The organism is Methanolapillus africanus (genome assembly GCF_032714475.1).
Classification (GTDB): Archaea; Halobacteriota; Methanosarcinia; order Methanosarcinales; family Methanosarcinaceae; genus Methanolapillus; species Methanolapillus africanus.
This window is the reverse complement of the sequence record NZ_JAWDKD010000020.1, coordinates 61,853-86,395: the sequence shown is the minus strand read 5'-3', so window position 1 is coordinate 86,395 and position 24,543 is coordinate 61,853. Positions and strand designations below refer to the sequence as shown.

General features: G+C 43.1%; 20 protein-coding genes and 1 tRNA gene. 6 read left to right on the top strand and 15 right to left on the bottom strand.

From position 1 onward, the window contains the following. Position 1 precedes the first annotated feature (1 nt). Complete coding sequence (gene hsdR, locus MsAg5_RS07250; protein WP_338099961.1) at positions 2–3,247, bottom strand: type I restriction-modification system endonuclease; 3,246 nt, start codon at positions 3,245–3,247, stop codon at positions 2–4. A 194-nt stretch (positions 3,248–3,441) separates the two neighbouring features. On the opposite strand from hsdR, the gene MsAg5_RS07245 reads away from it, so the two are divergent. Then, positions 3,442–4,884, top strand: coding sequence for a hypothetical protein (locus MsAg5_RS07245; protein WP_338099959.1), 1,443 nt, complete (start codon positions 3,442–3,444; stop codon positions 4,882–4,884). Between the two features lie 12 nt (positions 4,885–4,896). On the opposite strand, the gene MsAg5_RS07240 is transcribed toward MsAg5_RS07245, so the two are convergent. From MsAg5_RS07240 to MsAg5_RS07220, 5 genes are all read right to left on the bottom strand, one after another. Beyond that, the gene (locus MsAg5_RS07240; protein ID WP_338099958.1) at positions 4,897–5,670 is read right to left on the bottom strand and encodes an ABC transporter permease; all 774 of its coding nucleotides are present in this window, start codon (positions 5,668–5,670) and stop codon (positions 4,897–4,899) included. Next, positions 5,670–6,461 (bottom strand): ABC transporter ATP-binding protein, encoded by a 792-nt coding sequence (locus tag MsAg5_RS07235; RefSeq protein ID WP_338099957.1) that lies wholly within the window; start codon positions 6,459–6,461, stop codon positions 5,670–5,672. Before MsAg5_RS07235 ends, MsAg5_RS07240 begins: the two co-directional genes overlap by 1 nt. Positions 6,462–6,599: 138 nt before the next feature. After that, positions 6,600–6,941, bottom strand: coding sequence for a hypothetical protein (locus MsAg5_RS07230; protein ID WP_338099956.1), 342 nt, complete (start codon positions 6,939–6,941; stop codon positions 6,600–6,602). A gap of 201 nt (positions 6,942–7,142) precedes the next feature. Beyond that, a complete protein-coding gene (locus MsAg5_RS07225; RefSeq protein ID WP_338099955.1) occupies positions 7,143–7,652 on the bottom strand; it encodes a hypothetical protein in 510 nt (169 codons plus the stop codon). After that, the gene (locus tag MsAg5_RS07220; protein WP_338099954.1) at positions 7,649–8,089 is read right to left on the bottom strand and encodes a hypothetical protein; all 441 of its coding nucleotides are present in this window, start codon (positions 8,087–8,089) and stop codon (positions 7,649–7,651) included. The genes MsAg5_RS07225 and MsAg5_RS07220 overlap by 4 nt, the downstream gene beginning before the upstream one ends. A gap of 74 nt (positions 8,090–8,163) precedes the next feature. Between MsAg5_RS07220 and MsAg5_RS07215 the strand changes: the two genes are divergently transcribed. Continuing rightward, positions 8,164–8,319, top strand: a complete 156-nt coding sequence (locus MsAg5_RS07215; protein ID WP_338099953.1) for a hypothetical protein — start codon at positions 8,164–8,166, stop codon at positions 8,317–8,319. A gap of 205 nt (positions 8,320–8,524) precedes the next feature. Here the strand turns inward: MsAg5_RS07215 and frhB are convergent, their stop codons facing one another. The 4 genes from frhB to frhA form a co-directional block, all read right to left on the bottom strand. Beyond that, a complete protein-coding gene (frhB, locus tag MsAg5_RS07210) occupies positions 8,525–9,379 on the bottom strand; it encodes a coenzyme F420 hydrogenase subunit beta (protein ID WP_338099952.1) in 855 nt (284 codons plus the stop codon). A gap of 2 nt (positions 9,380–9,381) precedes the next feature. Then, positions 9,382–10,110 (bottom strand): coenzyme F420 hydrogenase subunit gamma, encoded by a 729-nt coding sequence (frhG, locus tag MsAg5_RS07205; protein WP_338099951.1) that lies wholly within the window; start codon positions 10,108–10,110, stop codon positions 9,382–9,384. Between the two features lie 91 nt (positions 10,111–10,201). After that, entirely contained in the window at positions 10,202–10,732 is a 531-nt protein-coding gene (frhD, locus tag MsAg5_RS07200) for a coenzyme F420-reducing hydrogenase, FrhD protein (protein ID WP_338099950.1), read from the bottom strand. 96 nt (positions 10,733–10,828) lie between these two features. Then, complete coding sequence (frhA, locus tag MsAg5_RS07195) at positions 10,829–12,061, bottom strand: coenzyme F420 hydrogenase subunit alpha (protein ID WP_338099949.1); 1,233 nt, start codon at positions 12,059–12,061, stop codon at positions 10,829–10,831. A 645-nt stretch (positions 12,062–12,706) separates the two neighbouring features. Here frhA and MsAg5_RS07190 point away from each other — a divergent pair. Continuing rightward, a complete protein-coding gene (locus MsAg5_RS07190) occupies positions 12,707–13,420 on the top strand; it encodes a DUF169 domain-containing protein (RefSeq protein WP_338099948.1) in 714 nt (237 codons plus the stop codon). Between the two features lie 142 nt (positions 13,421–13,562). Here the strand turns inward: MsAg5_RS07190 and MsAg5_RS07185 are convergent, their stop codons facing one another. The 4 genes from MsAg5_RS07185 to MsAg5_RS07170 all read right to left on the bottom strand — a co-directional run bounded on the left by MsAg5_RS07185 (position 13,563) and on the right by MsAg5_RS07170 (position 18,969). Further along, a complete protein-coding gene (locus MsAg5_RS07185; protein ID WP_338099947.1) occupies positions 13,563–14,432 on the bottom strand; it encodes a hypothetical protein in 870 nt (289 codons plus the stop codon). Positions 14,433–15,029: 597 nt separating this feature from the next. Beyond that, on the bottom strand, positions 15,030–16,595 hold the full coding sequence (locus MsAg5_RS07180) for a replication factor C large subunit (RefSeq protein ID WP_338099946.1): 1,566 nt from the start codon (positions 16,593–16,595) through the stop codon (positions 15,030–15,032). A gap of 148 nt (positions 16,596–16,743) precedes the next feature. Then, a complete protein-coding gene (locus MsAg5_RS07175; protein WP_338099945.1) occupies positions 16,744–17,757 on the bottom strand; it encodes a type II glyceraldehyde-3-phosphate dehydrogenase in 1,014 nt (337 codons plus the stop codon). Positions 17,758–18,006: 249 nt separating this feature from the next. Next, on the bottom strand, positions 18,007–18,969 hold the full coding sequence (locus tag MsAg5_RS07170) for a damage-control phosphatase ARMT1 family protein (RefSeq protein WP_338099944.1): 963 nt from the start codon (positions 18,967–18,969) through the stop codon (positions 18,007–18,009). Between the two features lie 236 nt (positions 18,970–19,205). On the opposite strand from MsAg5_RS07170, the gene MsAg5_RS07165 reads away from it, so the two are divergent. Both MsAg5_RS07165 and MsAg5_RS07160 read left to right on the top strand, forming a co-directional pair. Next, a complete protein-coding gene (locus tag MsAg5_RS07165; protein WP_338099943.1) occupies positions 19,206–19,667 on the top strand; it encodes a Panacea domain-containing protein in 462 nt (153 codons plus the stop codon). Next, entirely contained in the window at positions 19,660–20,088 is a 429-nt protein-coding gene (locus MsAg5_RS07160) for an MAG6450 family protein (protein WP_338099942.1), read from the top strand. Before MsAg5_RS07165 ends, MsAg5_RS07160 begins: the two co-directional genes overlap by 8 nt. A 176-nt stretch (positions 20,089–20,264) precedes the next feature. On the opposite strand, the gene MsAg5_RS07155 is transcribed toward MsAg5_RS07160, so the two are convergent. Beyond that, complete coding sequence (locus tag MsAg5_RS07155; protein WP_338099941.1) at positions 20,265–23,600, bottom strand: InlB B-repeat-containing protein; 3,336 nt, start codon at positions 23,598–23,600, stop codon at positions 20,265–20,267. A gap of 390 nt (positions 23,601–23,990) precedes the next feature. Here MsAg5_RS07155 and MsAg5_RS07150 point away from each other — a divergent pair. Further along, positions 23,991–24,082 (top strand) — tRNA-Arg (locus tag MsAg5_RS07150). The last annotated feature ends 461 nt before the right edge of the window (positions 24,083–24,543 follow it).

Below are 24,543 nucleotides of genomic sequence, written 5' to 3'. Positions count from 1 at the left end.
CTTATTCATACAAATAATAATTCAAATCCTGCATGATTTTTTCCAATTGATTGTCAAAAATCCGGTTGATTTTGTTAAAGCCGCCACCTGTTTTAAAAGCACCCCTTTCAAAAATATCCGGGTCAGCAACAGATTCGTTCATGACAGCCATTTCAATCCGATTGAACCAATCCGATTGCATTTTGTTAAAGTGGTGTTTTTCCCGAACCTTGTTCGTTGCGAATTTGACGCGTTCTTCATGACTTGTCAACGGAACACCAAGCGCTTCATTTCGAATAAAAGTGATTAAATCTGCAGCAACATCTACATTTCTAATTTCTTTCACAGCCATATTAAGATATTGCTCTGTAAAACCCTGTCTGGCCATTTCATTTCGGAGACTTTTCAGAGATTCAAGAGTTAATTCTTTCGGGCGTGTACAGACGATGTTCAAACCTGCGATTTTGTCCATGTTTTCATTGATGAAACGATTGAATTCGCTCAAATAATCTTCCGGTTTGAGAACGCCGACGCCGTAACCGCGTTCGTGACTGATAATTTCATCCGGTTGGTTAGAAATAACAAGCATTCTCGGCGGTCTTTTCTCATTGAAAAGGTCAAAGAGTTGAGGATTTTGAAGAACATAATCTTTAGCTTTTGACGGCGCCATATGTCTGATTTCTTCAATGAATTGAGAAACGCTCAACCCCCCGGACAAATCTTCAAAACTTTCCTCCGCTTCATCACTCATCCGGCGTTTTTGACGCTGCATTTTGGCAACAATCATATCCAACTGATTTTGAATTTGAGCATCGGAATCAAAAGTTGAAAGTCCGTCAAGCAGGTCTTCAAATGTTGTGGAAACATTCGACACCACCGGCAACATTGTACTGACTTTATCTAAAGATTCATAAACACCGACAGGATCGTAAATGTCAAAGTGCGTTTTTTGAATTTCCGGACAGAGGCGCGTCGCTCGCCCCATCATTTGTTCAAACAAAATACGGGATTTGACGCGGCGCATAAAAACAAGAGATGTAATTTTAGGAACATCAATGCCGGTTGTCAGCAAATCCACGGTAACCGCAATATTCGGGTATTTTTCATTTTTGAAACGCTTGACCGCTCCAAGAATATTTTTCTTGTTGCCAATACTGCCCGTAATTTTCATAATGGCGTCGTTTGAAACGCCCATTGGTTCATAAATCTCCTTCAAAATCCGGACAATCAGATCTGCATGATTGTCGTCAACCGCATAAATGAGCGTTTTGCCGTCGCCTTCCGGATTTAAGTCCTTGGCAATTTCCTCCAAATTTGTACGATTGAAATTCTCAGTAATCACCTGGCGGTTGAAGTTGTCAATCTCAAAATTGAGTTCGTCTTCCAACTCGTCGCTGTTGAGAATTTCATTTGTGATCGGATTATAAATCGGAACTGTTTCACCGGGTTTGAAATTGATGCCTTCAAGCTTTAACTTGGATACGATACGATGCGGCGGGTTATGATCGGATAAATATCCTTCAATAACTGCTTCACGATATGAATAAGTAAAAACCGGCTTACCGAAAATTTGAGTCGTATGAATAGCCGGCGTTGCCGTCAGTGCAACTTTGACGGCATCGAAGTATTCAATCACCATACGATACTTGCTGATGTAATCGTTTTGATCGCGATAAAGAAACTCGTCGTCCCCCAATTCCCGATCTAAAATGTATCCGCGATGTGCTTCATCAACAACAATTAAATCATAATCTGTAACAGCCGGAACCGTTTCGCCGTCATTATACAAAATGCGTTTGACAAGACTTTGAACCGTCGCCACATGAATTTTCGTTTCTTTGTCAAACTCTTTGTCATCCAACTTTTTAATATCATAAATTTGATTCAGCGTCATCAGATCTTCAATTTTCGTATCGCTGAACATGTCAATAGCTTGTTCACCCAAAGCGTTTCTGTCCACCAAAAACAAAACTCTATTGAAACGACCCGATTTAAGGAAACGGTAAATCAATCCGGAAACCGTTCGTGTCTTTCCGGTACCGGTTGCCATTGAAATCAAAACACCTTGTTTCCCGTCAATGACGGCATTTTCCGCCGCCTCTATCGCACGAAGTTGATACGGACGAAGTCCGAGACCATTATGATCTGTCAGGAAATCAAAAGGCATTTCTTGAAGTGTTTTATTGGATTCGACGACATCCTTTTCAAACAATTCCATCATTCCATCCGGACTCATCCAATTATGCAATGCTTTCGGAATATTAGAGTCCAGGCGGACGTCTCTGAACCAAATACCGGATTTCGTTTCCAGTTGTTTCAAGTAAGGACGGCCGTTTGTCGCAAAAACGAAAGGAACACGATATTCTCCCCACATACCCATTTGAGAATCGTCGTTTTCAAAAGTCATTGACATCGCATAAGTCCGGCATTGATTATCAATAACGGAAGAGACATCCGTGAAAGTACGTTTGGCTTCGACAACGCCGATCATTTTCAGGCCAACAAATAGAGCATAATCGACATATCCTCGCGTTCCGTCTTTAGAAATTGTCGGCCATTCCGCAATGGCAATATTTTTTCCCTTTTGCGGACGTGTTCCATTTGCAAAACGAAGGTTGACCGTATCGGCTTCCCATCCAACTGCCCTCAATTTCTCGTCAATCAAATAACGAGTTTCCTCTTCCAACATTTTCATGTTGCTTGCAATTGTTGAAGAACGTTTTCTGCGTTCGTCTTTCGTAACGGAAGCAGCTGCCTGAACAACGGATTCCGGACTTTTAAGAGATTCAAGTTCTGTCGCCAATCTTTCATTTTCTTTCAAAAGGACGTCATAATCCTGAGATTCGCGGTTGTCCTGGGGTGTAAAAAAGTCAACCGGTTTGTAATCCAAACTGTCGTAAGTTTGGAAAAACCAAACACCCAACTTATAAGTCATTTGAAGTAAAGGGAAACAGTCATCCGGCGAATCATATCCTTCATGAATGGCCAGATTTCTTTTCTTTCTGAGAGTGTACAGAATATTGTCAATTTCTTTCGGAATCAAACCCTCTTGATTCAGTTTTTTAATTTTATTTGCTGCCGTGTTCTCAAGTTCTTCTTGGAGACTCAGCCCCTCAATTTCAAAAATATAATTCACAACAGATTCGGCAAACATTCCCATCTTGAGAAGACATGCATTCGGGTCAGAATAAAGATAGTTTTCCGCTAGGCTGCCGAGCTTTTCAAGTGCCGGAAAATCTTCCTTCAAGAAGCTGAAATTACTTTCCATCCCAAAACACCAAAACCAATTATAAAAACAACAATGAATACAAACAATAAAAAGTATTTAGAATAATATAATTTCAAAACAATTGTATCCGAAATTATAAAAATATTATTGAATGGAAAAGAAAAAATTTTAATATTTAAAAAACAAAAAAAGAAAGTATTGGAACATGTAATATTAAAAATGGTGATAAAAACATGAAAATAGAATATTTGATAATGTCAAAAAACGAAAAAATTAAATCACCATCAGAAGACTTTTTAAAAAATGTCTGTTCAAAGATATACAGAAAAAAATTAGAAATAATAAATGGAAATGAATTAATCAATATTTCTTATGATGAAGTTTTGGACCCTAAAAACAATTTATGTTACTTTTGGATTGAATCAAAAAAAGGTCCAATAAACAAGGATGCGAGAATTTTAAGCCAAGCTCATAAAGCTATTACATCTAATTCCCATAGAAAAAATTACTATATTGTAAAAACTAAAGATGAGTCTTCGGAATATTATTGTAAGCGTTTATTTCCTCTTTTTGGAACATTTGAAAATTCATTGCGAGAATTAGCCTATTTAGTTGTGATTAGAACGTATGGTTCAAACTGGCCAGAACAAACTCGATTTAAGGTAAAAACAAGCAATAAAATAGAATATGGATTGCAGGCATCTACAATTACAGAATTATATAAATTTTTGTTTGATAAGGAAGAAACAAATAAAGAATTATGGGATTATTTGTCTGATTCTAATATGCAAACTATGAGCAAGGAGGAAATCATAAGTAGTTTAAATAAATTCAGACCACATTCTTTATGGGACAGACTATTTATTAACGATTTTTCATCCTTTGATAGTATGATGTTGGAAGACGTAAGAGAAGGAAGGAATCAAGTTGCACATAATCATACAATTGATTATAATGAATTTAATAGATATAAAAAAGAGTTAAAAGAATTAATTGGTATAAATAAGAAAAATATAGAGGTAGTCAAAAATAAAAATTTCACAACTCTTGAAGGATTACTGATACGTGCACATTGGGCTTTAATGGAAGAAGGTTATGGAAATATTCCAATTATAGAACTAGATAATGCCTCTATATCATTTGAATTTTCAATACGTGAGATAAAACTTTTTTTAGTAAAAAATTACGAACTAATTAATGAATTATTATCAATTGTTTTTTCAGAAATTGAGCCCTTTATTCCAAAAGAATTTGAAGAATTAAGTAAAGAAAAACTCATTTCTTCAATATCTTCACTTTTAACTCATATTTACAAGAAGATTCCACAAGCTTTTGAAATATTTTCACCTTTGATTTTTACAGCACTGACCCCACTTCTTAAAAGTATACCCAGTTATTATAGGGAGAATGCCGAAAATGTTCAAAAAACTGAAAAATTCATAAAAACAATTTCATCTCTAAGTGTTTTATATTCCAAAGAAGAAATGGAAGCAATCATTTCTGAAAATATAAAACAAATATTAGAAGCAGATGAAGAATATTTAGTCAATACATCATTTTCAAGAACAGATTTTGCCATAATTAGCATTAGAACTCTTCTGGTTACATTCAATAAGCTAATTTTTATAAATTCTGAAACTGAATCTAAAAATTCTAATAATTTATTATTGAGTTAAGATTTGAAAAAATCAAAACTCAAACTGCCCCTTCTTATTATACAAAGTCCGATAACCCATCTCCAAGCACAAATAAACGCTCAAACAAACCGCTGTACAAATCGAAATCATGATGGCAATTTGATACAAAATAGCCACAAAAGGATCCGTCCCCGCAAGAATTTGTCCCGTCATCATGCCCGGCAGCGACACAATCCCCATCCCGAACATTGAGTTAATCGTCGGCAAAAGCGCCGTTTCAAGCGCGTTGTTCGCGAAAGGCCGGAGAATCTTTTTCGGCGCCGCGCCCAAATTAAGAAGCACGTCCATCTTTAAGCGCTGCGATTTTAAACTCTCGTCAAAGGTCTTGAGCGCAAGCCCGACGCCCGTCATCGTGTTTCCGAAAACCATGCCGCTGATCGGAATCACATACTGCGGGTTAAAAAGACTGATGCCGACAACGATGCCGACGAAATAAACGACCACGAAAAGGCCGGAAAAGGCGATGGAAACGGCAACGGCGATTTTAAAGCGTTTGTTGAGACCCTTATTCTTCGATAAAACGCGCCAAATCGAAAAAGCAATCATGGCGGCGACATAAACGGCAACGAAAACCGGATTCGGGTTTTTGAAAATGTAAGACAAAATGAGGCCGGCCAAAATCAACTGAACCGTCATCGTCATGCTCGCCAGAATGATCTGCTTCGATTGTCCCGCTTTTGAAAGTTTCATGATTGCCAGAACAATCAAAAGCAGCAGGTAAATGAGTGCGAATTGGAAAAAGTTGAGCACAACGACGTTGTCCATCAGAAGTCACCGCCTGAATACTCTTTTTTGTCGGAAACCGATTTGATTTCTGCACTGTTGTCCGCACCATTATCCACATCATTGTCCGCACCATTATCACTTGCATCCGAAACCGCGTCCGCGTCCACGCCGGAACCGGCGTGGGCGCCGGCACCATCACAGCTTTCATTCGACTTTTCAATGACAATCGTCCAGTCCGAAAACTGTTTGACAATCTCGGCGTCATGACTCACAATCACAAGCGTTATCCCTTTTTCTTTGGCAAAGGCAATCACGTTTCGGATCAGGCAAACGGCGTTTCGTTCGTCCAAATCCGATGTTGGTTCGTCCATGAGAAGAACTTTCGGCAAAAAAGAGAGGCAGACGGCGATGAAAACACGGTGGCGTTCGCCACCCGACAAGACAGAACAATTCTTGTCCAACGGAAAATCCAGGCAGCAAATTCGGAGAAAGCGGGAAATCTCATCATACGACGGCGGCTTTTTGTCCAAAAAAGAATAAAATTGAGCGAAATTGTTCCGGATGCTGCCGTCGAACAAAAAAACCGATTGGTTGGCCAGCAACACTTGCCGGCGCAGATCGATCGGATCCATAACCGCAACGTCATTTCCGAAGAACAAAACGGAACCGGAATTCGGCGTCATCGTGCCGTTTAAAAACCGGAGAAGCGTGCTTTTGCCGCTGCCGCTCTCGCCGGAAATAAAAGTAACTTGATTCGGAAAAATCGATATGTCCGGATAAAAAATTGTGTTTTGAAAAGAAACGTTCCGGATTTCAAACATCGGATCCATGCTTTAAAAATAAACGGCAAAGCCATAAAAAGATTTGCAAGAAGAAAGGAAAAAATGAAAGGAAAAAATGAGAAAAGAAGAGAAAGAGAAAATGAAAAGAAAATAAAAAATCAAAGAATGAAAAAGCTGTTTTTCCGGTTATTCAATCCAAGATAAAAACAGGTTCCGGCATTCTCCAAACAAACCGCATTCGTGCCACACCGTTTCGGCGCGAACGGGATTCTCAACGGTCGGATTTGAGAAGGAGGCGCTCTCAAATCCGCAATCCGTTGTGTAGTAACTGCCGGCGGCACTGTCGCCGGCATTTTTGTATAGATAAGAATAATTCTCGGCGGAAGCATTCTGTCCGCCGTTTTGGACAGAGAACTCGGTCAACTCAACATCGTTTTCACAATCGCAGCCGGCCAAGGCTAAAGCGGTCAGGACCAATAAGACCGACAAGAGAGCGAGGACAAACGACGCTTTACGAATGAGTTTCATGAAGATACCTTTCTGTTATGAGTCATTTTTGGATTTTTATAATAACAAATGATTAAAAGAGGATATCCTATTTATACTTTATTATATCAACTATAAAATATTATATGAAAAATGGAATGATATGTTATTGAATCAAATCATTCAAGAACAAATTCATTTTAGGAATGACGGTTTCTGAAACAGTTTTTGCACAAACATCTTTTATTTCGTCTCATAAATTACCGGCTTAACATGATTTTGATCATCGAAAGCGAACTGCTTATTGGATCGGGTCCCTTCAGATTTGTCTAAAGATTCGTTTTCAAATCCTTCTTGCAATCGAAATATGTAATCCGTGATGCTTTTCGTATGAATTTCAAAAAAAGCATTCCTCAGAGGTAAGTCTTTCTCCGAAACATCATGAATTGAAACGGATGCAACAATATCATTTTCAAGCGAATCCTTCTCTTCAATTTTAAAAGCGATTCCGTCCGGCGATTGCAAGAAGGCGTCATACATTGGAATTTCATTGTTGAGCATTTGAATTAAAATTTCAGGCGTCGTCAAAACAACGACGTATCCCGGTTCATAAGAATCCGTACAGACGCACAAATACGGCCGGTTTTGTTCATCCCGGCAAGTAAACAAGAGCGCAACGGCGTCTATTTGAACCAATACTTCATCTAAATAAAGAGATCCGGTCTCCGGAACTGAAAAATAAACTTCTTTCATGACATCACCTCAAAATCGGAAGAAGGATCACACCCCTCAAACAACCACCAATCCACATGACTGTTTTCATTTTTAACAGCACACGGCCCGTTTGAATCTTTAACATATCCGGCAATAATCTTTTGAGAATCTGAAATACCGGGGAGCTTGCAATTCATTTTTTCTTTCATCTCATTCAAATTTGTAAATAAAGAACATCCGTAAAAAGAAATGTTCTTCCGAACCCGGCCTTTAAAAACGCCATCGACGTGAAGTTCGGCATAAGATCTGAAGTCTTTTCGATTGATCGGTGTGCCATCATCTTTTTTCCGGTCGATTGCCCGATAAGCAAAAAACGGTTCATAATGACAAATCAAGAATGCATCAAAAACAACTTTACGATTCAACAATGCTTTTTTCAAAACGGAAGGAAATCTCAGATAATATGTTTCATCCATAATTACAACCTCTCATATTGGATTTATCTGAAATAACCGTAAAAAATCAATAAGATATAAGCATTTTTAAATTGATGTCGATTGAATACAATTTTCTTGTATATAATTTCCAAAAAAGAAATACCCCAATATATAAAACGACACCAGAAGAAGTTATTTTAAAATCATCAACAACTGAAAAAATAGAAATTGAAAGATGGATTCAAAATATTAAAAAAAATGCGACCTAATTTTCTTTGACACGCGGTCAAAATCATCGCCATAACGCGCGCGCCGCAGCCGCCCGAAAAAAACAATAAAAAAGAAAACACACACAAAATAGATTTTCTCAAAACTCAATCAAAAAAGAAAGAAGAAAACAGACAACTGCTGCTTTTCTCTTTCAATTTTGAGGTGAATGAAGAGTATGTTTTGGCGCTTTCGCGCCGGTTTTCATTAGTACGGAACGGGCAAGCCCATTTCGAGGCGGTGTTCGATTTCCTTGGCGTTTCTCGTCTTTTTGTCCACGGACAATTTTTCAAGAAGCGGGAATCCGATTTTTCCTTCCATGTCGATCGGCTGGGTTTCAAGTTTGCCGTCGGCAATCATCTGGTCGATGAAGTCCTTGCCGCGCTGGTTGCGGATGAGCACGGTGCTCCAGCCGTCCGGCGTTCCGACTGATCCGGTGGAGAAGTCGGCGTATTCGGAGGTGTAGTCCATACAGATGTGGCAGGCCTTTTGCTCGTACGGCATGGTTTCCTTGATCGGAATGGCTTTGGGCTCGCTGCCGTCTTTCGGATAAACGAAGAGTTTTCCTTTTCCGATATCGGTTTTGAGAACGTCGCCCATTTTCACGTCGGCGTATTCCTCAATCAACGTTTTCATGCCTTCGTACGGGAAGTTTTCCATACAGAAAATACCGATCACAAGGCCGATGTTTCCGGCGGTGAGGCGGAATCCGGCCGGGTACTGCATCATTTTGCGCATGGCAATGACTTGACACGGGGTACCGACGAAACCGACTTTCTCAAGCGCGTATTCTTTAACGGCGCTCTTGACCATGGAAACGTTCGGGCACAAGGAATATTTCGTGCCGGCGGCAGCCAAAACTTCGTCTTTGGTGCGGGCAATTTTCGGTTTCGGGGTGAATCCCTCTTCCGTTTTCGCCACAATCACGCCGTCCAAGAGGCCTTTTTCAAGACCGTAAATGTAGGCGGCCGACACAATACCGCCGTCTTGGGACCGCTTTAAAATTTCCGGGTCCGTCGACCGGGCGGCAATCACTGAAATATATTCTCCGACAGATGACATATTTATACCCCCAAAATTCCCTTAGCTTTCGGCATTCTGATTCTCGGGCATTGCATAATGCAGGAACCGCAGTTGATACAGAGTTCCATCCGGACGTCCGGTTTGCCTTCAAACATTTCAATCGCACGTGTTTGACAAGCGGCGGAACAAGAGCCGCAGCCCATACAAAGGCCCTGGCTGATGACGCGTTTCCACAAGTCGTCGCCGCTGGCGTCTTTGTTCTTCACGAATTCGGCGTACGGCTCCAAGTAGTCCGTGTCGCCTTCAAGCGCGGCCACCACGAACTTCACGATGGCGTCCGTCGACGGCGGGCAGCCCGGAATCGCAAAGTCGACCGGCACCACTTCGCAAACAGGAACGAATGCGACGTGGGTCGGCTGCGGGTTTTGACCGCCGCGGCTGAATCTTGTCACACAGCCGGTGGTGGCGCAAGCGCCGAGCGCAACGACAATTTTGGATTTGGCGCGGACGTCTTTGATGAGTTCGACCGCATGGTGGTCGTCCAAACAGACGCTGCCTTCCACAAGCGCAATATCCACATTTTCCGGATAGTTGCGCGCAATTGTGAGTTTGTCTTCCGTTTCCGTAATTTGGGTCAATTCGTCTGCCAACGTAATGGCGTAGACCAAATCGACCATGTTTAAAATATCCAGCAGTTTTTCGTAAGTGTCAGCAAATGAAATGAGACACCCCGTACATCCGCTTAAGTGGACGTGTGAGACTCTTACCAATTTATCACCCGATTTTATTCAATTATTTATTATTCCTATGAAATCAATCTAAATTATCTGAATACAATGCGTAACGTTTTCAATTCAACCGTTAAAATTCCAGCATCTGCAATTCATCCAAAACCATGTCGACCGCTTTGTCAATGGATCCTTCCGCTTCGGGAGACAAATCCATACAAATGTCCGGCGCCGGCATATTCTTGTATTGACAGCCGACGACAACGACGTCGATTCCGAAATCTTTATTCAAATCGACCAGCATGCCCGCAAGCGGCATATCATGCGCGTCAATTTGATATTTCGGAATGTTCGGCAAATCTTTCGGATACAGCTTGATCATTTCCCCGGGAACGAGCCCGTAATCAACGATGTCGACGATGATAATCTTTCGAATAATCGTGGATTCGTCAATCAGGGAAAGAATGAAGTGAGACGCACCGGTCCCGGCGTCAATGAACCCGATTTTGTCGTTTGACAAAACGGAAGCATCGCAGCTGCTTCCCGCGCCGCCCGTTTTGAGTTCATTCAAACGGTTGACGACATGGAATCCGAATCCGTCATCTCCGAACAAGATGTTTCCGCAGCCCAATACAAGGACTTCTTTTTCCAAATATTCCGGCAATTTTTACCCTCTCAGTTTGACATGTTTTCTTATGATTATTTTATGATCTGCATTTTAATCTGCATTGCGATGAACGAACGGTGAACGTGAACGTTCTTACTGGAACACCTTTTCGTCAATGACTTTGTCGTCCTGGTCCTTGACAATCATGTGCGTGGCGCATGAAACACAGGGGTCGTAGGCGCGGGCAACGTGTTCGGCAAACTTGTAGTGTTGGCCGATGGTGGCTTCGCCGATGATCGGAATGTTCCAGGTGGTGGCAACGATGGCGGTGTAGTCGACAATGCGGCCGCTCCGGTCGATGACCGCGGTGTGCACATTGTGGCCGCGGGCGGCTTCAAAGGGTCCGACGCCGACTTTCTCGCCGTCGCCGACGATCGGGCTTTCCGAACGCGGGGCGCCGTTGGTGTTGAGCGCGTCCAACAAGTCAAGCGCTCTGGGCGCGTAGTGGCACATTTCAAGCGCGCGGGCTTTGTGGATGCCAAGCGTTCCTTGTTCTTTGAAACCTTGGAATTTGGCCATGCGGGCGCGGGGACCGACTTCGACCAAGCTGCCTTTGTATTTCGGAACGTTGGTACAAGCGTGAAGAGCGACTTCTTTGGGGAAAACCTCAAACGGCGACACTTCGACGGTGTCGGCGTGGTTGTATAAAGAGCGGTCGCGGTAGGTCAAACTGGTGGCCAGGGTCGGGTATTTGTGAACGCCGAGCTTTTCCGGAATTTCGGTACCGTCAGCCAGTTTTCCTTTGTTGAAAATGTCCATCATGTATTCGGACTGGATTTCCGCCAAGATTTGGTATTCTTTGGCGCGTTCGATGAGTTTATTTTTAGCTTCGGGCGTGATGTTCTTGGCCATACCGCCGATTTTGACGTTCGGGGGGTGAATGGCTTCGCCGCCGATGGTGTCCACGAAATATTGACCGATGCGTCTCATTTCTTGGATTCTTTTGATGACTTCCACGCGGTCCTCGGCCGGAACATAGTCGGGGGAAACGAGGAACTGGTGAAGCGGGTGGGATTGCATTTTGTTGCCGATGCCGGTGAGTTCCCTCAAGATCAAACCGTCTTTGGTCGGCTCAATGTTGCAGGCGTCTTCGATACACTCGACGGCGGAGACGGAGTGAGAGGTCGGGCAAATGCCGCAGAACCGGGAAACCGCAATCGGTGCGAAATCGGCGACTTTTCCGGTCAGGAATTTCTCAAATCCACGGACGGGCGTCACGCTGTGATACGCGCCGTATTCGACGATACCTTCATCATCGACCGTTAAGACCAAATTGGTGTGTCCCTCATGTCTTGTTGTTGGTTTATATTCTACTGTTTTACTCATTCAATCACCTGAAATTAATCCGCTTATTTTCCAAAATTCATGACATTCATAGATCATAAAATTTAATGATTGAGAACATTCATGATAATTTGGCGAACAGTTTGGATTTCGGATTCGTTTTTGAGACATTCTGTCTTTCATAATGTATTTTCATTAAAATATTTAGCCGACCTTCCTTTTCGGGGGTCTTTGTCTATAAAAATCAAAGTATTATATGTATTTTATGGGAGAAATCGGCTTGTTGGTTTGACTATCAAAAAGATATTCAAAGAAGGATCGGACTACAAATAAAAAACAGAAAGAAGCAACCCTTTATTTGCCGATTTCCGTCTGAAAAAATCGAAACTCCAAATATCTTTCTAAATTTTAGGAATTGACGGATATATTTAAACCTTACGCATGAAAATAAAGAAAATGTGGAAAAGAAGACATATATGTAAACCTTTGAACTATTTTTCGTTAAATTTACAATACTTGACAAACATTAAATGAAATAAAATGAGACAGATCATATCAATTGATATTCAATAGATCAACATATTTAATAGGTCAACAAATCAAACAATATCTTTTTATTTTGCCGGATAAATAAATCATGAAATAGATATAATCTTTTGACTTAATCTTAAACTTGAGGTGGAGAAAATGACTGAAAACCAAGAAAAACGCACACAATTAAACGCCTACGGAAACGAGCTCAAAGACCTTTTAAAATTAAACGGATCTCCGGTTGCCGTCAAGCTCATTGAGCCCGGCCGCGAATCCGACATTCCCGCCGGCATGAACAAAATTGACAAACAGATGCGCCACTGCCAAATGACGGACTACGTCCGCCGGACCGGCGAAAGCTTTTCGACGACGTACGACGACCACCAATGCAAAGGCGGCGCCGCCGCGCTCGGCCTGGGCGTTCTTCCGGACAAGGTCCGCAGCGGACAGTTCTATTGCGACGGACTGCACCACTTCAAAACCGTGGAAAGCGCAAAAAAAACCGTCGACCTGATCACATTTTTGGGACCCAACACCCGGATTGCCGCACTTTACGCGCCGCTTGAAACCGTCAACTACGACCCCGATGTTGTGATTTTCATTTGCAATCCGAAGCAAGCCATGCTTCTCACGCAAGGCTACGAATACCGGGACGGCGGCCGGATTGAGGCGGCATTCTCTGGAAAACAAAGCGTTTGTTCCGACGCGGTGGCCCACGTCATGAAAAACAACAAACCGAACATGACAATCGGCTGCAGCGGCAGCCGTTCTTACACCAAAATCATGGACGACGAATTGTTGTTCTCGATTCCGGCCAAAGACGTCGAAAAAACCGTCGTCGGTCTTCGTGCAATTTTGAGCGACAATTAAAAAAGGAATATGAAACGAAAGATATTTCGTTTCATGTTCATTTTTTTGTGCCCGGCGCCGCGCGCGTTACGGCGGCACATTCTCTTGATTTAAAAAAAGAAAGGATTGGTTTTCAAAAATAAAAATAAAATAAAAAAAACGATCAGCTCATCACTTTTTCTTCGTCTTTTTCAAAATTCTCGTACGATTTGGCGAGCTTCATCATGTTTTTCATTTTATCGACCGTAAACGCAATCAATTCCGGCGTTTTCTGAACCAGCTCGGAATTTTCGGTCGGGTTTTTCGGAAGGCCTGCGGCGAACCGGTAAACTTCGTAGCTCGGCAAAAATTCGGCGCTGATGCGGGCGGCGTCAATCGCCGAGATCATCACGTATTTGAACTGAACGTAATTCATGGCGCCGATTTCCGCCAGTTCCGGCGCGTCGATCTCATCAATCAGAAAATCAAAAATGACGTTGACTGATTTAATGTCGCCGCTGTTGACAAAAATCCGGTATTTGGCGTCAATCAGGCTGTCAACCGAAAAGTCCGGATTGGTTTTCCGTTTCTGAAGCCCGACCACGACATTGTCCCGCGCCAGTTTGTAGTTGGCAACGGTCATATATTTCGTGATGAAAGACTCCAGTTCGTCCATCGTTTGCATGCTGCCCTTAGCCGACCGCTCCAGTTCTTTGACCCGTTCCATATGCGCGTCGATTCCTTTGCTTGTCCAGCGCTTCGACGCCGGAAATTCAGCCGCTTGAGATTTGAGTTTGTTTTCCGCGATTTTTTTGCGCGCGGAATTTCGAACGGCTGCAACGGTATTGGCGTTGTGCCTTCCAATGAGAGACGTTTCCATCCCGGATTCCATGTCGACGACTTCCTTGAAAAGGTCGTCCATGATTCCTTTCACGCTTTCGGAAAAGCGGACGAAATAAAGAAAAGATTGTTGTTGGTCGTCCTGACGTGATTTTTGATAAGATTCGAGTTCCGATTGAGCCGTTTGCAAGCGGCTGTAAAGAGAGGCAGTCATGGAAAAAGAAAGGAGTTGAATGTTTTTATATTTACCTGTATATTTTAAAAAGTTTGTTTTGAAAAATAAAATTTTTAAAAACAACATTAAATCGGAATCAGGCAAACCGATCCTCAAATTTTATTCCAAATCAAGCAAACCGACCTGCAAACATTTATGCCAAATCAAGCAAACCATCCCGCAAACGGTTATCCAAATCGAGCAAGCCGCCCCGCAAAATCAGACGCTTTGCGTCTGTATTTTGCGGAATCCGATCAGTAGATACATTCCAATTTACAGTACGGATTACACCTACTGCTTATATTTTACAGTTTAGATTGCACATACGGGTAACTGTTTTTAGATTTCGGATTGCATTTACAGTTTGCAAATACAGAATAAAACCAATTTGCACCTACAGTTTTCCATCTCAACTGTATCAGTTCGCGATATCCGTAAAATACAGATGCTTCGCATCTGATTTTACGGGATGGTTTGCTTGACATTTGTAAAAAGTGACCACACGATTTTTAAAAACGAAAACAAAAATGTATGCCATAACGCGCGCGCAGCGGCTCGCCAAAAAGAAAAAATTAAAATAAAAAAAGATTCGAAAAATCAAAAATCAAACAAACTTTTCTGATTTTTCGGCGGTTCACCTTTCTCTGCTTTTTCTTTTCTGGCTTTCTCATCCGCCTCTGCCTTTTGCTTTTCCGCATCCAACTGCTTTTTCTTCTCGGCAGCCGCTGCGATTTCTTCAAGCGTCATTTGGCTCTTATCTTCTTTTTCCTTGCGCGGCTTTTTCTCTTTAAAGAATTCCGGCTCGGCGCCGTGATGTTTGGCGGCAATCGCGCGCGATTTGTCGTAGACGCCTTGAACGGCTTTCGTGGCGGATTTGGCGCGCAGCAAATAAACAAGTTCGTCTAAATCAAAATCGGAAACGCCCGTCAAGTTGACGGCATAATCCTCGTTTTCCATGAGGCGCATGTAATACGGGATCAATTCGTTTCGGGAAACCCGCATCGAATCCATATGGCGGGCAGAAATCTTGACGGCGATGTTGTCCCGCATGGAACGCATCGACTTGGCTTGCCCCATCCGTTTCCAGCCGGACGGCGACGAATATTTGATAAATCCGGTATATTCCTTGGAACGGACCGACATCGGACCGACCGTCATCATAAAACCGGCGTACCGCCACATCCGGTAGTTTTGGCGCAGCCGCACGCGGCCCAAATAAAGATCGGCGCGCGACAAAACGGCGTAACCGTTGGCGATGTCCGGATTGACCATTTTTGGTCCCGGCGCTTTCGGATCGTCCGGAAACTGAAGCGGCAGATTTTCATCCACCCACATGATCAAGTCTTCCGGCGTTTCGTCGAGGGTTCCGACGGCGTCCAAAGCTTCTTTTCGGTTTTTACCCTTAAACACTTTGACAAGGGCTTTAAAAATCGTTTCTTTCACATCGCGTCCGGAAACCACAACGTCTTCCGCTTTAATTTCAGATTTCCCGGCCGCGCACGCCTGCAAATCGTTCATGGCGCTTCGAAGGTCGCCGCCGGCATTTTCCGCGATTTTCATCAGCGCGTCTTCGCCGCAAACCAACCCTTCCGCGTCGCACGCGCGTTTCAGTGCCGGAACGATGGAACGACTTTGAATGCTTGAAAACGGAATCTCAAGACATTGAGAACGAATGGTTTGCGTGATCCCGTAAACATCGTTCGCAATAAGAATAATCGGGTGCGTCGTTTTGGAAATGACGTCGGAAATCGCTTTGCTGCCGCCTTTATCATACGTGCCGTGCAGATTATCCGCTTCATCCAAAACAATCAAACGTTTGTCCGACCCTTTGTCGTCGCCCTCAGCCTTTTCGTGTGAAAAAAGCGTTCTCATCCGGGAGGCGGAGCCGGCCACTTTGTCAATGACGTCGGCCGTTCGCTGATCTCCGGCGTTGAGTTCGATCATTTCCCAGCCCATCTCACGCGCCAGCGCATGTGCCGACGTTGTTTTTCCGACGCCGGCCGGACCGTACAAAATGACGGCGCGGTTTTCCGGAACCTTCACGGTCCATTCGTCCGCCCACAAGCGAAGCTCATGAAGGGCTTTTTTGTTGCCGATAATTTCTTTAAACGTCTTCGGACGGAATTTTTCCGCCCAATCTGAAAATTGGTCCGGTTGATCCATGTGCATCAAATATGTGCGAAATATGTGTGAAATATGTATTGAAAATGTTCAGAAATACATTGAAAAGACTGAAACGGCCAGATTAAACAATCCGTTTGCCGGCAGCGCCGGCAAATCGAAAGATCCCAAACAACGGCAATAATTGAAATTATAAGCCGATGCCCATCGCTTTATTTGTCTTTTCGATGGATTTCAAATTGTCCTTTTCCAGTTTCATCATGGCGCGGATCGCGTCAACGTTTTCCGGAATCACGTCGGATTCCTGGTGAATCGCCTGGAAGAAATAAAGTTCGCCGTCGTCCATTGAAATTGAATCTTTAAAGATGCAGCTTTCCCACATATCATTGCGGCTGCGTCCCAAGTCGCGGCCGAATTCGATAATTTCGGCGGTCGAAGAAATGCCGTCCGAAATCAGTTTCATTCTGGAACGGGATTGGAACAACGCCCGTACATCGTCAGCCGTGCATTCTTTTTTAAGTTTGATGTTGAGAACGTGCAGGTGCATAAACGTCGTCGGCGCTTTGATGGCGGCCGACGTGATGTTGATGTGCGGCATAATCGTTTTCACATCCGGACCGTGGTGGGACGGCAATTTGACCGGATCGAGAACCAGCGCGTCAATCGGACCGGTTTTAATGTCTCCCGGGTCGCCCGCGCGGCGGACGATTGTCACGCGAACCTTCTCGACGCCGTATTTTTGGTCGAGCGGATAAATCGCGCGGCAAAGACCGGTCGTGTTGCAGGAAACGACGCGAACAAAGTCGGCGCCGTAGGCTTGATCATAATTCGCTTCCGCGTTAAAAGAGATCGGGCAAACGTCTTTGCTTTCGCCGCCCTGCCAAATAGCTTTCTTGCCGGCCTTTTCGTAAAGCGCTTTGTTGGTAACGCCGATTTTTCCGGGCGTGCAATCCACAATGATGTCCGCCTTTTCAATCATGTCTTCAATCACGCCGGCAACTTTCAGGCCGGCTTTCGCAAAGGAATCCTTGCTCGATTCCGGCACATAAATGTCATATCCTTTCAAAGCGGCCACTTGCGCTTCAAAATTCGGTTTTGTTTTGGAAATGCCGACGACTTCCATATCGTCTTGTAAAGCGACGGCGTCCGCGACGCGTTTTCCGATGGTTCCGTATCCGTTGATTGCGACTTTGACTTTTGCCATTTCATTTCCTCTTGAACTTAAGATATATGTCATAGATACAAAAATAAAAATTAAATAAAAAATAATTGAAAGATTAAATTATCCATAAGAAACCAAGAAAATTATTTGAAATTTCCCCTTTGTTTTTAAACCATAATTATTTTTAAAAGATATAATTGAATCATTCATTTGAATATCTGAAATCAATCCCTGAATCAGTCCGAATCAGTCTGAATCAGTCTGAGCCGGTTCCTGAAATCAATTCCGTGATCAATCCCCGTGAACCATTTTAGCCACCGACATGCCCATCGGCAGTCCCAAAGATTCCGCCACCACTTCACATTTTGTCCGAAGCAAAAACGCGATCGGACCCAAATTTTCATCCGACAGGCTTTCGTAATTCGCCATGCCCTTGCTGATGATCAGCGACGCGTCTTTCATGGCCGCCACCGTTTCCGCCGGCGCTTCCCGAACGGAAATACCGACCGTGTCGGTGCCGGTGGTCAAGATTTCGTCCACGAAATCTTTTAAATTCAACTCTTCCGCTTCCGCCATGGTGACGTCCGTCAAAATCGGTTTTCCGCGCACCACGAGAACGAGTTTCGTCTTTTGACCGCTGTTCTTCATATTGGTTTGAATTTTTTGAATGATCTTCAAAACTTCCCGATCAAAAATGATTTCGCCGCAATTGTCAATCAAATAAACCACATTGGACAGCCGGTTGAGCATGTCGTCCGTGTCGTCGATCGCCAATCCTTTTTGGAAGTGGTTTTCAAATTCCTTTTTAAAATCCTCGTCCGACGCGTCGTGTCCCATCACGCCGAAATCAAAATAGTTGCCGATGACCGCCGCCAAAACCGCGTTTTTGAAAAGCGTTTCCAAAGGAAGCGGACTGTTGTCAAGCGTGTAAGCCTTTCCGGAGGCGTCAGTGTCGGCATCGGTATCGGCGCCGTAAATCAATTTCAACACCGACGGCAAAATCTCAAGTGCGGTTTCGTTGTTGATTTTTTTGACGTGCCGGTACGGATCGTTGTCGTTGAGCACCGCGTAACATTTCCGGTGAACCGCGGTCGCCACGTCCGTCGACGTTCGTCCGCCGCGGTATTCCCGGCTCATGACGCCCAAGCACTCTTTCATGACGGTTTCCACCAAAACAGGATCGTTTGTGGACAGATTGCATTGGTAATGAACGCGGGACAAAAGACAATACGGACAACGCGGGCTGATCTTCATGAAACTTCCTCAAAACGAAAAACAAATTAAAAAACAAAAAATGAATGAAACAAAAAAGAGAAGGGATTATTAAATGGTTTCTGTTCACGTATTTTCGGATTAATATAATTTGAAAAATTATCGGATTCAAACAAATATAAAAAGTGATAAATAAGATTGAAATCACGCATCTTTTGCTTTATTTCAGAAAAATTGAAAAGACAATCATTTTTAAAAAAATTTGAAGAGGTTCCCCGATGAACAAAAACATACAATTTGACATTATGGATGTCGCCGATTGGTTTTTAAACAAATGTCCGGTGCAGCACAAACGGCTTCAAAAACTGTGTTACTACGCAGTGGCTTGGCATTATGCTTTATTGGACCGCCCGCTTTGCCGGAGGGATGAATTTCAAGCTTGGGTTCACGGACCGGTCAATTCCATCCTCTATTCAAAATATAAAAATTACGTCTGGACGCCGATTCCCCAACTTTTTGGGAAAAAAGATTTTGGAGAATCAGAGGATGTTTTCGAATTGGTGTGGGACACGTACAAGGACCTTTCAGGATATGATTTGGAATTTTTAACACATGATGAAGATCCATGGATTATCGCTCGCGAAGGTCTTGAAGAATATGAGCCGTCGGAAAACATCATTTCGATTGACGACATGAAAAAATTTTACCGGCGCGTGTATGAAGAGGCGCAAAATGACTAAAAATAAAAAAATCAAGGATTTCAAGCCGACGGTTCAATTAAAAACAATGACTTGTGTTTCACCGGATTCGGATTCATTGAAGTATTCACTGACAGATCCTTCTATTGATTTGTTTATGAATTTTAACTTTGAACATCTTGGGAGCGGAACAAATAGAAGAGCACACCGGTGTTTTTGCGAAATGGATATCCAATCCCTCAAAAAATTAAGTCAATTTTTACATCGCGCGCATCATTGCCGCCGGGATGAGTTTTTGACACGATTTGAAAATCAAAACAGCAATTTGAAATTCCGTAAAGATTTGTCTGTCCAAGTGAAACACATTTATGTGGATAAAAAGTTTCGACTTCACGGATTTAAAGAAAACAACATATTCAATATCATTGCAATCGATCCGACTCACGAAGACGGAAAAAATTAAACATTTTTTCGATTAAGTATAATTCAAAAAAGTAAAAGTATAATCCAAAAAAAAAACGGAAAACGGCATGATGCCGTTTCCCGTTTTTTTACATTGCCTGATTATTTTTTGTTTTTCTGTTTTTTATTTTTCTGTTTTTCGTATTCCATTATTTCAATTGCGTTTATTAAAGCATTTTATTCGGCTTTTTCCGCATCTTCTTTGGACAATTTCATCTTCAAAAGATTCAAGTTGCCCAGCAGAAGCAACGCCACTTCGATCACGAGCAACAAGACAATGTAAATCGTCCATTCGTTTGTCATGACCATGGTGCCGCCCAGTTCGTCGCCCCAGGCGAAAAGTCCGCCGGAAACAACCGCGACGACAACAGCCAGGACATTCACGACAAAGAACTTGTCGACTTTGATGTCTTTTCTCTTCAAGATCATACTTGCAACCACACCGGCGGCAATTAATATGCCGGCGCCGGCAGCGGCCAGGTTGGCAACGGCCCAGTTGCCGCCGGATGGCGACCCGACGGATTCATGTGTGAAACCGGCTGATTCGTTTGCTTGTGCGCCGTTGATGATGTTGGTTCCGTCGTTACGATTCGTAACGGTGGCTTTTCCTGTTCCATTGGATCCGCCGCCGCTCGTCGGATCGCTTTCATCTTCACCATCCGCACTGTCACCATCCGCACTGTCCGGAATACCGGCCCATGTTGCCTTTAATGTGACGTTTCTGGCCGGCAATTCAAACATGTCTCCGGGATGATACACGGTTTTGCCTTCAACATCTTCCCATGCAGAAAATATCATGCCGTCAGATTCCGGAACATCGGATGGAATCAAAATTTCATCCTTGTAATGCTTCTCGGACAGATTGACCGGCATGTTGCTGATCGGCTGACTCGTCCCATTTTCATACGTCACAGTATAGTCGTTCTGTGTCCATTCTGCATAAACGTCCCAATCACCCGTCACTTTTGACGCAGCTGTAAACTGGACAAACTCGCCCCCGTGGATATACCAACCGTCAAACGTATAACCGGTTTTGGTCGGGACTGGTGCGTTTTTACCATTCGTCGCCAGTGTGTTGCGTCCGGCCGTTAAGGTCACTTTCTCAACAAGGTCGTATCCGTTCGTTTCAAAGTTCCAATTATAATAGAAAACTGTGTATTCCTCTGAGTCCCAAAGGGCGTACAAGTCATAATTTTGTGTCATTTCAATATCTAATGGGAATTCAACCATGTAGGTCTGCGTTCCGACTTTCAGCAGATAGAACCAACCCAAAAATTCGCCTCTTCCGGGCATGTAGGGATCGACTGTCAGATTATTGTAGGGCTGATTGTTCGTCAGATTGTGTTCGGTGATGAATTTACCGTTCAGATACTGCTGCGTGTCGACGATGTCGCTGCCGTCATGATAGGTGACGGTGTAAGCGTCTCCTTCATATTTCGCATACACGGTAATTTGGTGCGCGGGCATTTTACTGCTGCCGTCGATCGTTCCGGTGAATTCGTCCTTCAATTCATCATCACTGTACCAGCCTTTGAAGTTATATCCCTCTTGAACCGTGATGTCGGCAGGCAACGTTCCGATCTCGTCTCCGTAAAGCACCGTTTTCCGAGCGGTGCTGCCCTCCACTGTGAAGCCGTTTTGTTCCAGTTTTTCGATCGATTCATCCGTCATTCCGTTGCCAATAATCAACGTGTAGTCGTAGGAGAGACGCGGCATATAATAATAGATATCATAATGATTTGAATTGCCGTCCCGGACAATGTCTTGATAGTCGCTGATATTTATCCTATTGCCGTTATATTCCGAACCGTTCATGATTGACAAGAACCCTTCGAATTCTTTTCCGGGCCATCCCCTCGCAGACGTACTTGGATTGGATGATTGGTTATTTGGCGTGCCGTCTGCATAATATTTATAATATTTAACGGTTTTATCGGCGCCTTTGCCGGTAAATGCCACAACGCCGCTATCGTCTTCTTCTCCGGGGAGTACCTCTTGGTAATAATGTCGAAGTTCCGTATAAGCGACATTCTTCCATCCCAATATGATTGTTTTATCACGCACATCTGTTCGGCTGTAGTTTTCATAACTGTTTTTAACCACAGCGGAGCCGCTGTTGTGCGGGTGTGTTATATTATTGATAAAACCTTTTGAGATGTTTGTTTGAACGACAGAAGCATAACCATTCCAGTTGGTGGCTTTAACAGCTGTGTTTGTAGAAGTCATCTCCTGCGGCCAAATATTGCTGGTATTTTGTCCCATTTTGACATTGATTGAGAACATTCCGGGTGTATCCGGATCATAAAATATGCCCTCCGGCAATGTACCTGTGGTCGTCCCGTTGCCGGAAATTGTTGCACTGTTGGGGAAGATTGCTGTGACGATCTCGCCGGCAGGAAGCTTCGGATTCGTACTCGTTGTATTATTTCTGGTTAAATCAAATGTTACATTGTAAATATTGCGCGTGTAATAAACATTGACGATCGTTTCGCCGGAACCTGAAATTGTCTTACTTTCCGAATGAGTCATCGTGGAAAAGTTCAAGGTTTGGTCGACCGGCGTATTATTATTGCCGGCCAAATACAATTTATCAGCTTCGCTCCATTGACTCGGATCGGTATTTATCGGGAACGTCACTGTTGAACCGGCTTTAGCGCCGTTTTCCACCACAACGGTGTAAACCAATTCATAGTCATTCGGCCCCGGTGTGCCGGAAATATTTTCTTTTTCATTCCAGAAATTGACCGTGTAGTTGACGTCTTTGGGACTCCATTGCGCATAAATTTTGGTACCGTTTTCCACATAGGTATCTTCAAAGTTGAAACTTCCGCTGTCGCTTTCCGGCCCCACGGTCCATCCGGCAAAGTTGTATCCGACTCTGACCGGATCATCCGGTTTGAGGACTTTAAATGGTTCAAAGTTGGTCTGCGGTTCAATGATCGTGCCGTTTGTCACGAAAACGGCGACGTTTCTATCGGAAATCATCGGATAGAGAACGACAACATTGTTCTCAAAGTCCAGATCATTGAAGTCGACTTTTGTGTTTTCCTTGTCATCCGAATCCAAAGACCAATATTCAATGCCTTTTTCAATCGGAAGGTCCGTTCTGACCGGAATGTTTTCCACGGGTAATGCATCGCCTTTGGCGACTTCAACCGCATCCAAGTAAACGCCTTGGCCGTCGTCAAAAAGCAGGATATAATGATCGTCTGAAAACTTTGCCGTTAAAGTCAAATCGTTTTTCAGGATTTTCTTAAAATTATAGGGCTCAAGAACGCTGCCGTTCATGACGTACCATCCCAAAAAGGGAATGCCGTCCTCTCCGGCAGCCGGATCGGCCGGCTGAGAAACGAGGGTTTCGTTCAGGACTTGTTGTGTAAAAGGGTCTTCGCCCCCGACATTAAATGTGACCGTGTGATACACGCCGGCCGGTGCCGCTAATGCAGCCTGCGGGATCAACGTTGCCACCAAAATCAGGCAAATAAGAATTGGTGTAAGGCTTTTGGAGGTCATATTACAACTCTTTAAGTTACAATGGAATAAGAATCTATAATTCGTACGTTTTAGTTATTCGTTTTAGTTATTCGTTTTGTGTATTATTATTTGATTAAACTACTTTATGTTTCATTTATTATTACCGTATCTATTATATAAGTATTTCTTTTTTCAAAATTTTATTTTATTTCAATCAAGTAATCCCTGTGAATTATATATTATTAAATAAATATATAATATTTTTCAAATAATACGTGAGATATTCCGATATATCACACACTTCCGTGTTTCATCCTCAAACACGGCAATGATATCATTGGCGTTGATTGTTCAGGGACCATGCGTTTGATTCGCTCGCGGGCGGCAAAAGCTTTAAAATCAAAGACATCTTTGTTGAGTCCGCCTTTTGGGCCTATAGGGTAGCGGATATCCTGACGGACTTCGAAACAAAATCCTTGTGAAGACATCCGTCGACTTGCGTTCGAATCGCAATAGGCCCGCTTTTTTAATTCATATGCCGCCGGCATTCCGAATTGCCGGAACGGACGCAATCTCTGAACAGTTCGTATTTTAAAATCGGTTTTTTGCATCGGCATCTCCGGCATTCGTTTTTAAACTGTCGAACATATTTCTATTTAATTCATATTTATAATTTAGATATATATGTTGTGATTTATATATAATAGTTTCGACTAACTACTTTACAATCAAAATATTATCGTCTTCGTTTTGTAATTAATGTTTATTATTCAATAATTCATCGATATTATTTTCATATTTTTTCCCTCTATCTTTCTTCTTTTTTTATACCTGTGCATCCGGCATATTTTGTATCAAAACTCTGCGCTTTCCCGGATTTGTTAACGGCGGGGGAATCTAAATTCGCAACGTTTTTTTTGGCGGCGGCATACGCAAGCGTTATGGCGGCACTTTTTTGATCCGCATTTTTCAAAAACCGACA

What these genes read in the sequence shown, in the direction of transcription:
- hsdR (WP_338099961.1), bottom strand. Translation starts at nt 3,247, where the DNA reads ATGGAAAGTAATTTCAGCTTCTTGAAGGAAGATTTTCCGGCACTTGAA.
- MsAg5_RS07245 (WP_338099959.1), top strand. Translation starts at nt 3,442, where the DNA reads ATGAAAATAGAATATTTGATAATGTCAAAAAACGAAAAAATTAAATCA.
- MsAg5_RS07240 (WP_338099958.1), bottom strand. Translation starts at nt 5,670, where the DNA reads ATGGACAACGTCGTTGTGCTCAACTTTTTCCAATTCGCACTCATTTAC.
- MsAg5_RS07235 (WP_338099957.1), bottom strand. Translation starts at nt 6,461, where the DNA reads ATGGATCCGATGTTTGAAATCCGGAACGTTTCTTTTCAAAACACAATT.
- MsAg5_RS07230 (WP_338099956.1), bottom strand. Translation starts at nt 6,941, where the DNA reads ATGAAACTCATTCGTAAAGCGTCGTTTGTCCTCGCTCTCTTGTCGGTC.
- MsAg5_RS07225 (WP_338099955.1), bottom strand. Translation starts at nt 7,652, where the DNA reads ATGAAAGAAGTTTATTTTTCAGTTCCGGAGACCGGATCTCTTTATTTA.
- MsAg5_RS07220 (WP_338099954.1), bottom strand. Translation starts at nt 8,089, where the DNA reads ATGGATGAAACATATTATCTGAGATTTCCTTCCGTTTTGAAAAAAGCA.
- MsAg5_RS07215 (WP_338099953.1), top strand. Translation starts at nt 8,164, where the DNA reads ATGTCGATTGAATACAATTTTCTTGTATATAATTTCCAAAAAAGAAAT.
- frhB (WP_338099952.1), bottom strand. Translation starts at nt 9,379, where the DNA reads ATGTCATCTGTCGGAGAATATATTTCAGTGATTGCCGCCCGGTCGACG.
- frhA (WP_338099949.1), bottom strand. Translation starts at nt 12,061, where the DNA reads ATGAGTAAAACAGTAGAATATAAACCAACAACAAGACATGAGGGACAC.
- MsAg5_RS07190 (WP_338099948.1), top strand. Translation starts at nt 12,707, where the DNA reads ATGACTGAAAACCAAGAAAAACGCACACAATTAAACGCCTACGGAAAC.
- MsAg5_RS07185 (WP_338099947.1), bottom strand. Translation starts at nt 14,432, where the DNA reads ATGACTGCCTCTCTTTACAGCCGCTTGCAAACGGCTCAATCGGAACTC.
- MsAg5_RS07180 (WP_338099946.1), bottom strand. Translation starts at nt 16,595, where the DNA reads ATGGATCAACCGGACCAATTTTCAGATTGGGCGGAAAAATTCCGTCCG.
- MsAg5_RS07175 (WP_338099945.1), bottom strand. Translation starts at nt 17,757, where the DNA reads ATGGCAAAAGTCAAAGTCGCAATCAACGGATACGGAACCATCGGAAAA.
- MsAg5_RS07170 (WP_338099944.1), bottom strand. Translation starts at nt 18,969, where the DNA reads ATGAAGATCAGCCCGCGTTGTCCGTATTGTCTTTTGTCCCGCGTTCAT.
- MsAg5_RS07165 (WP_338099943.1), top strand. Translation starts at nt 19,206, where the DNA reads ATGAACAAAAACATACAATTTGACATTATGGATGTCGCCGATTGGTTT.
- MsAg5_RS07160 (WP_338099942.1), top strand. Translation starts at nt 19,660, where the DNA reads ATGACTAAAAATAAAAAAATCAAGGATTTCAAGCCGACGGTTCAATTA.
- MsAg5_RS07155 (WP_338099941.1), bottom strand. Translation starts at nt 23,600, where the DNA reads ATGACCTCCAAAAGCCTTACACCAATTCTTATTTGCCTGATTTTGGTG.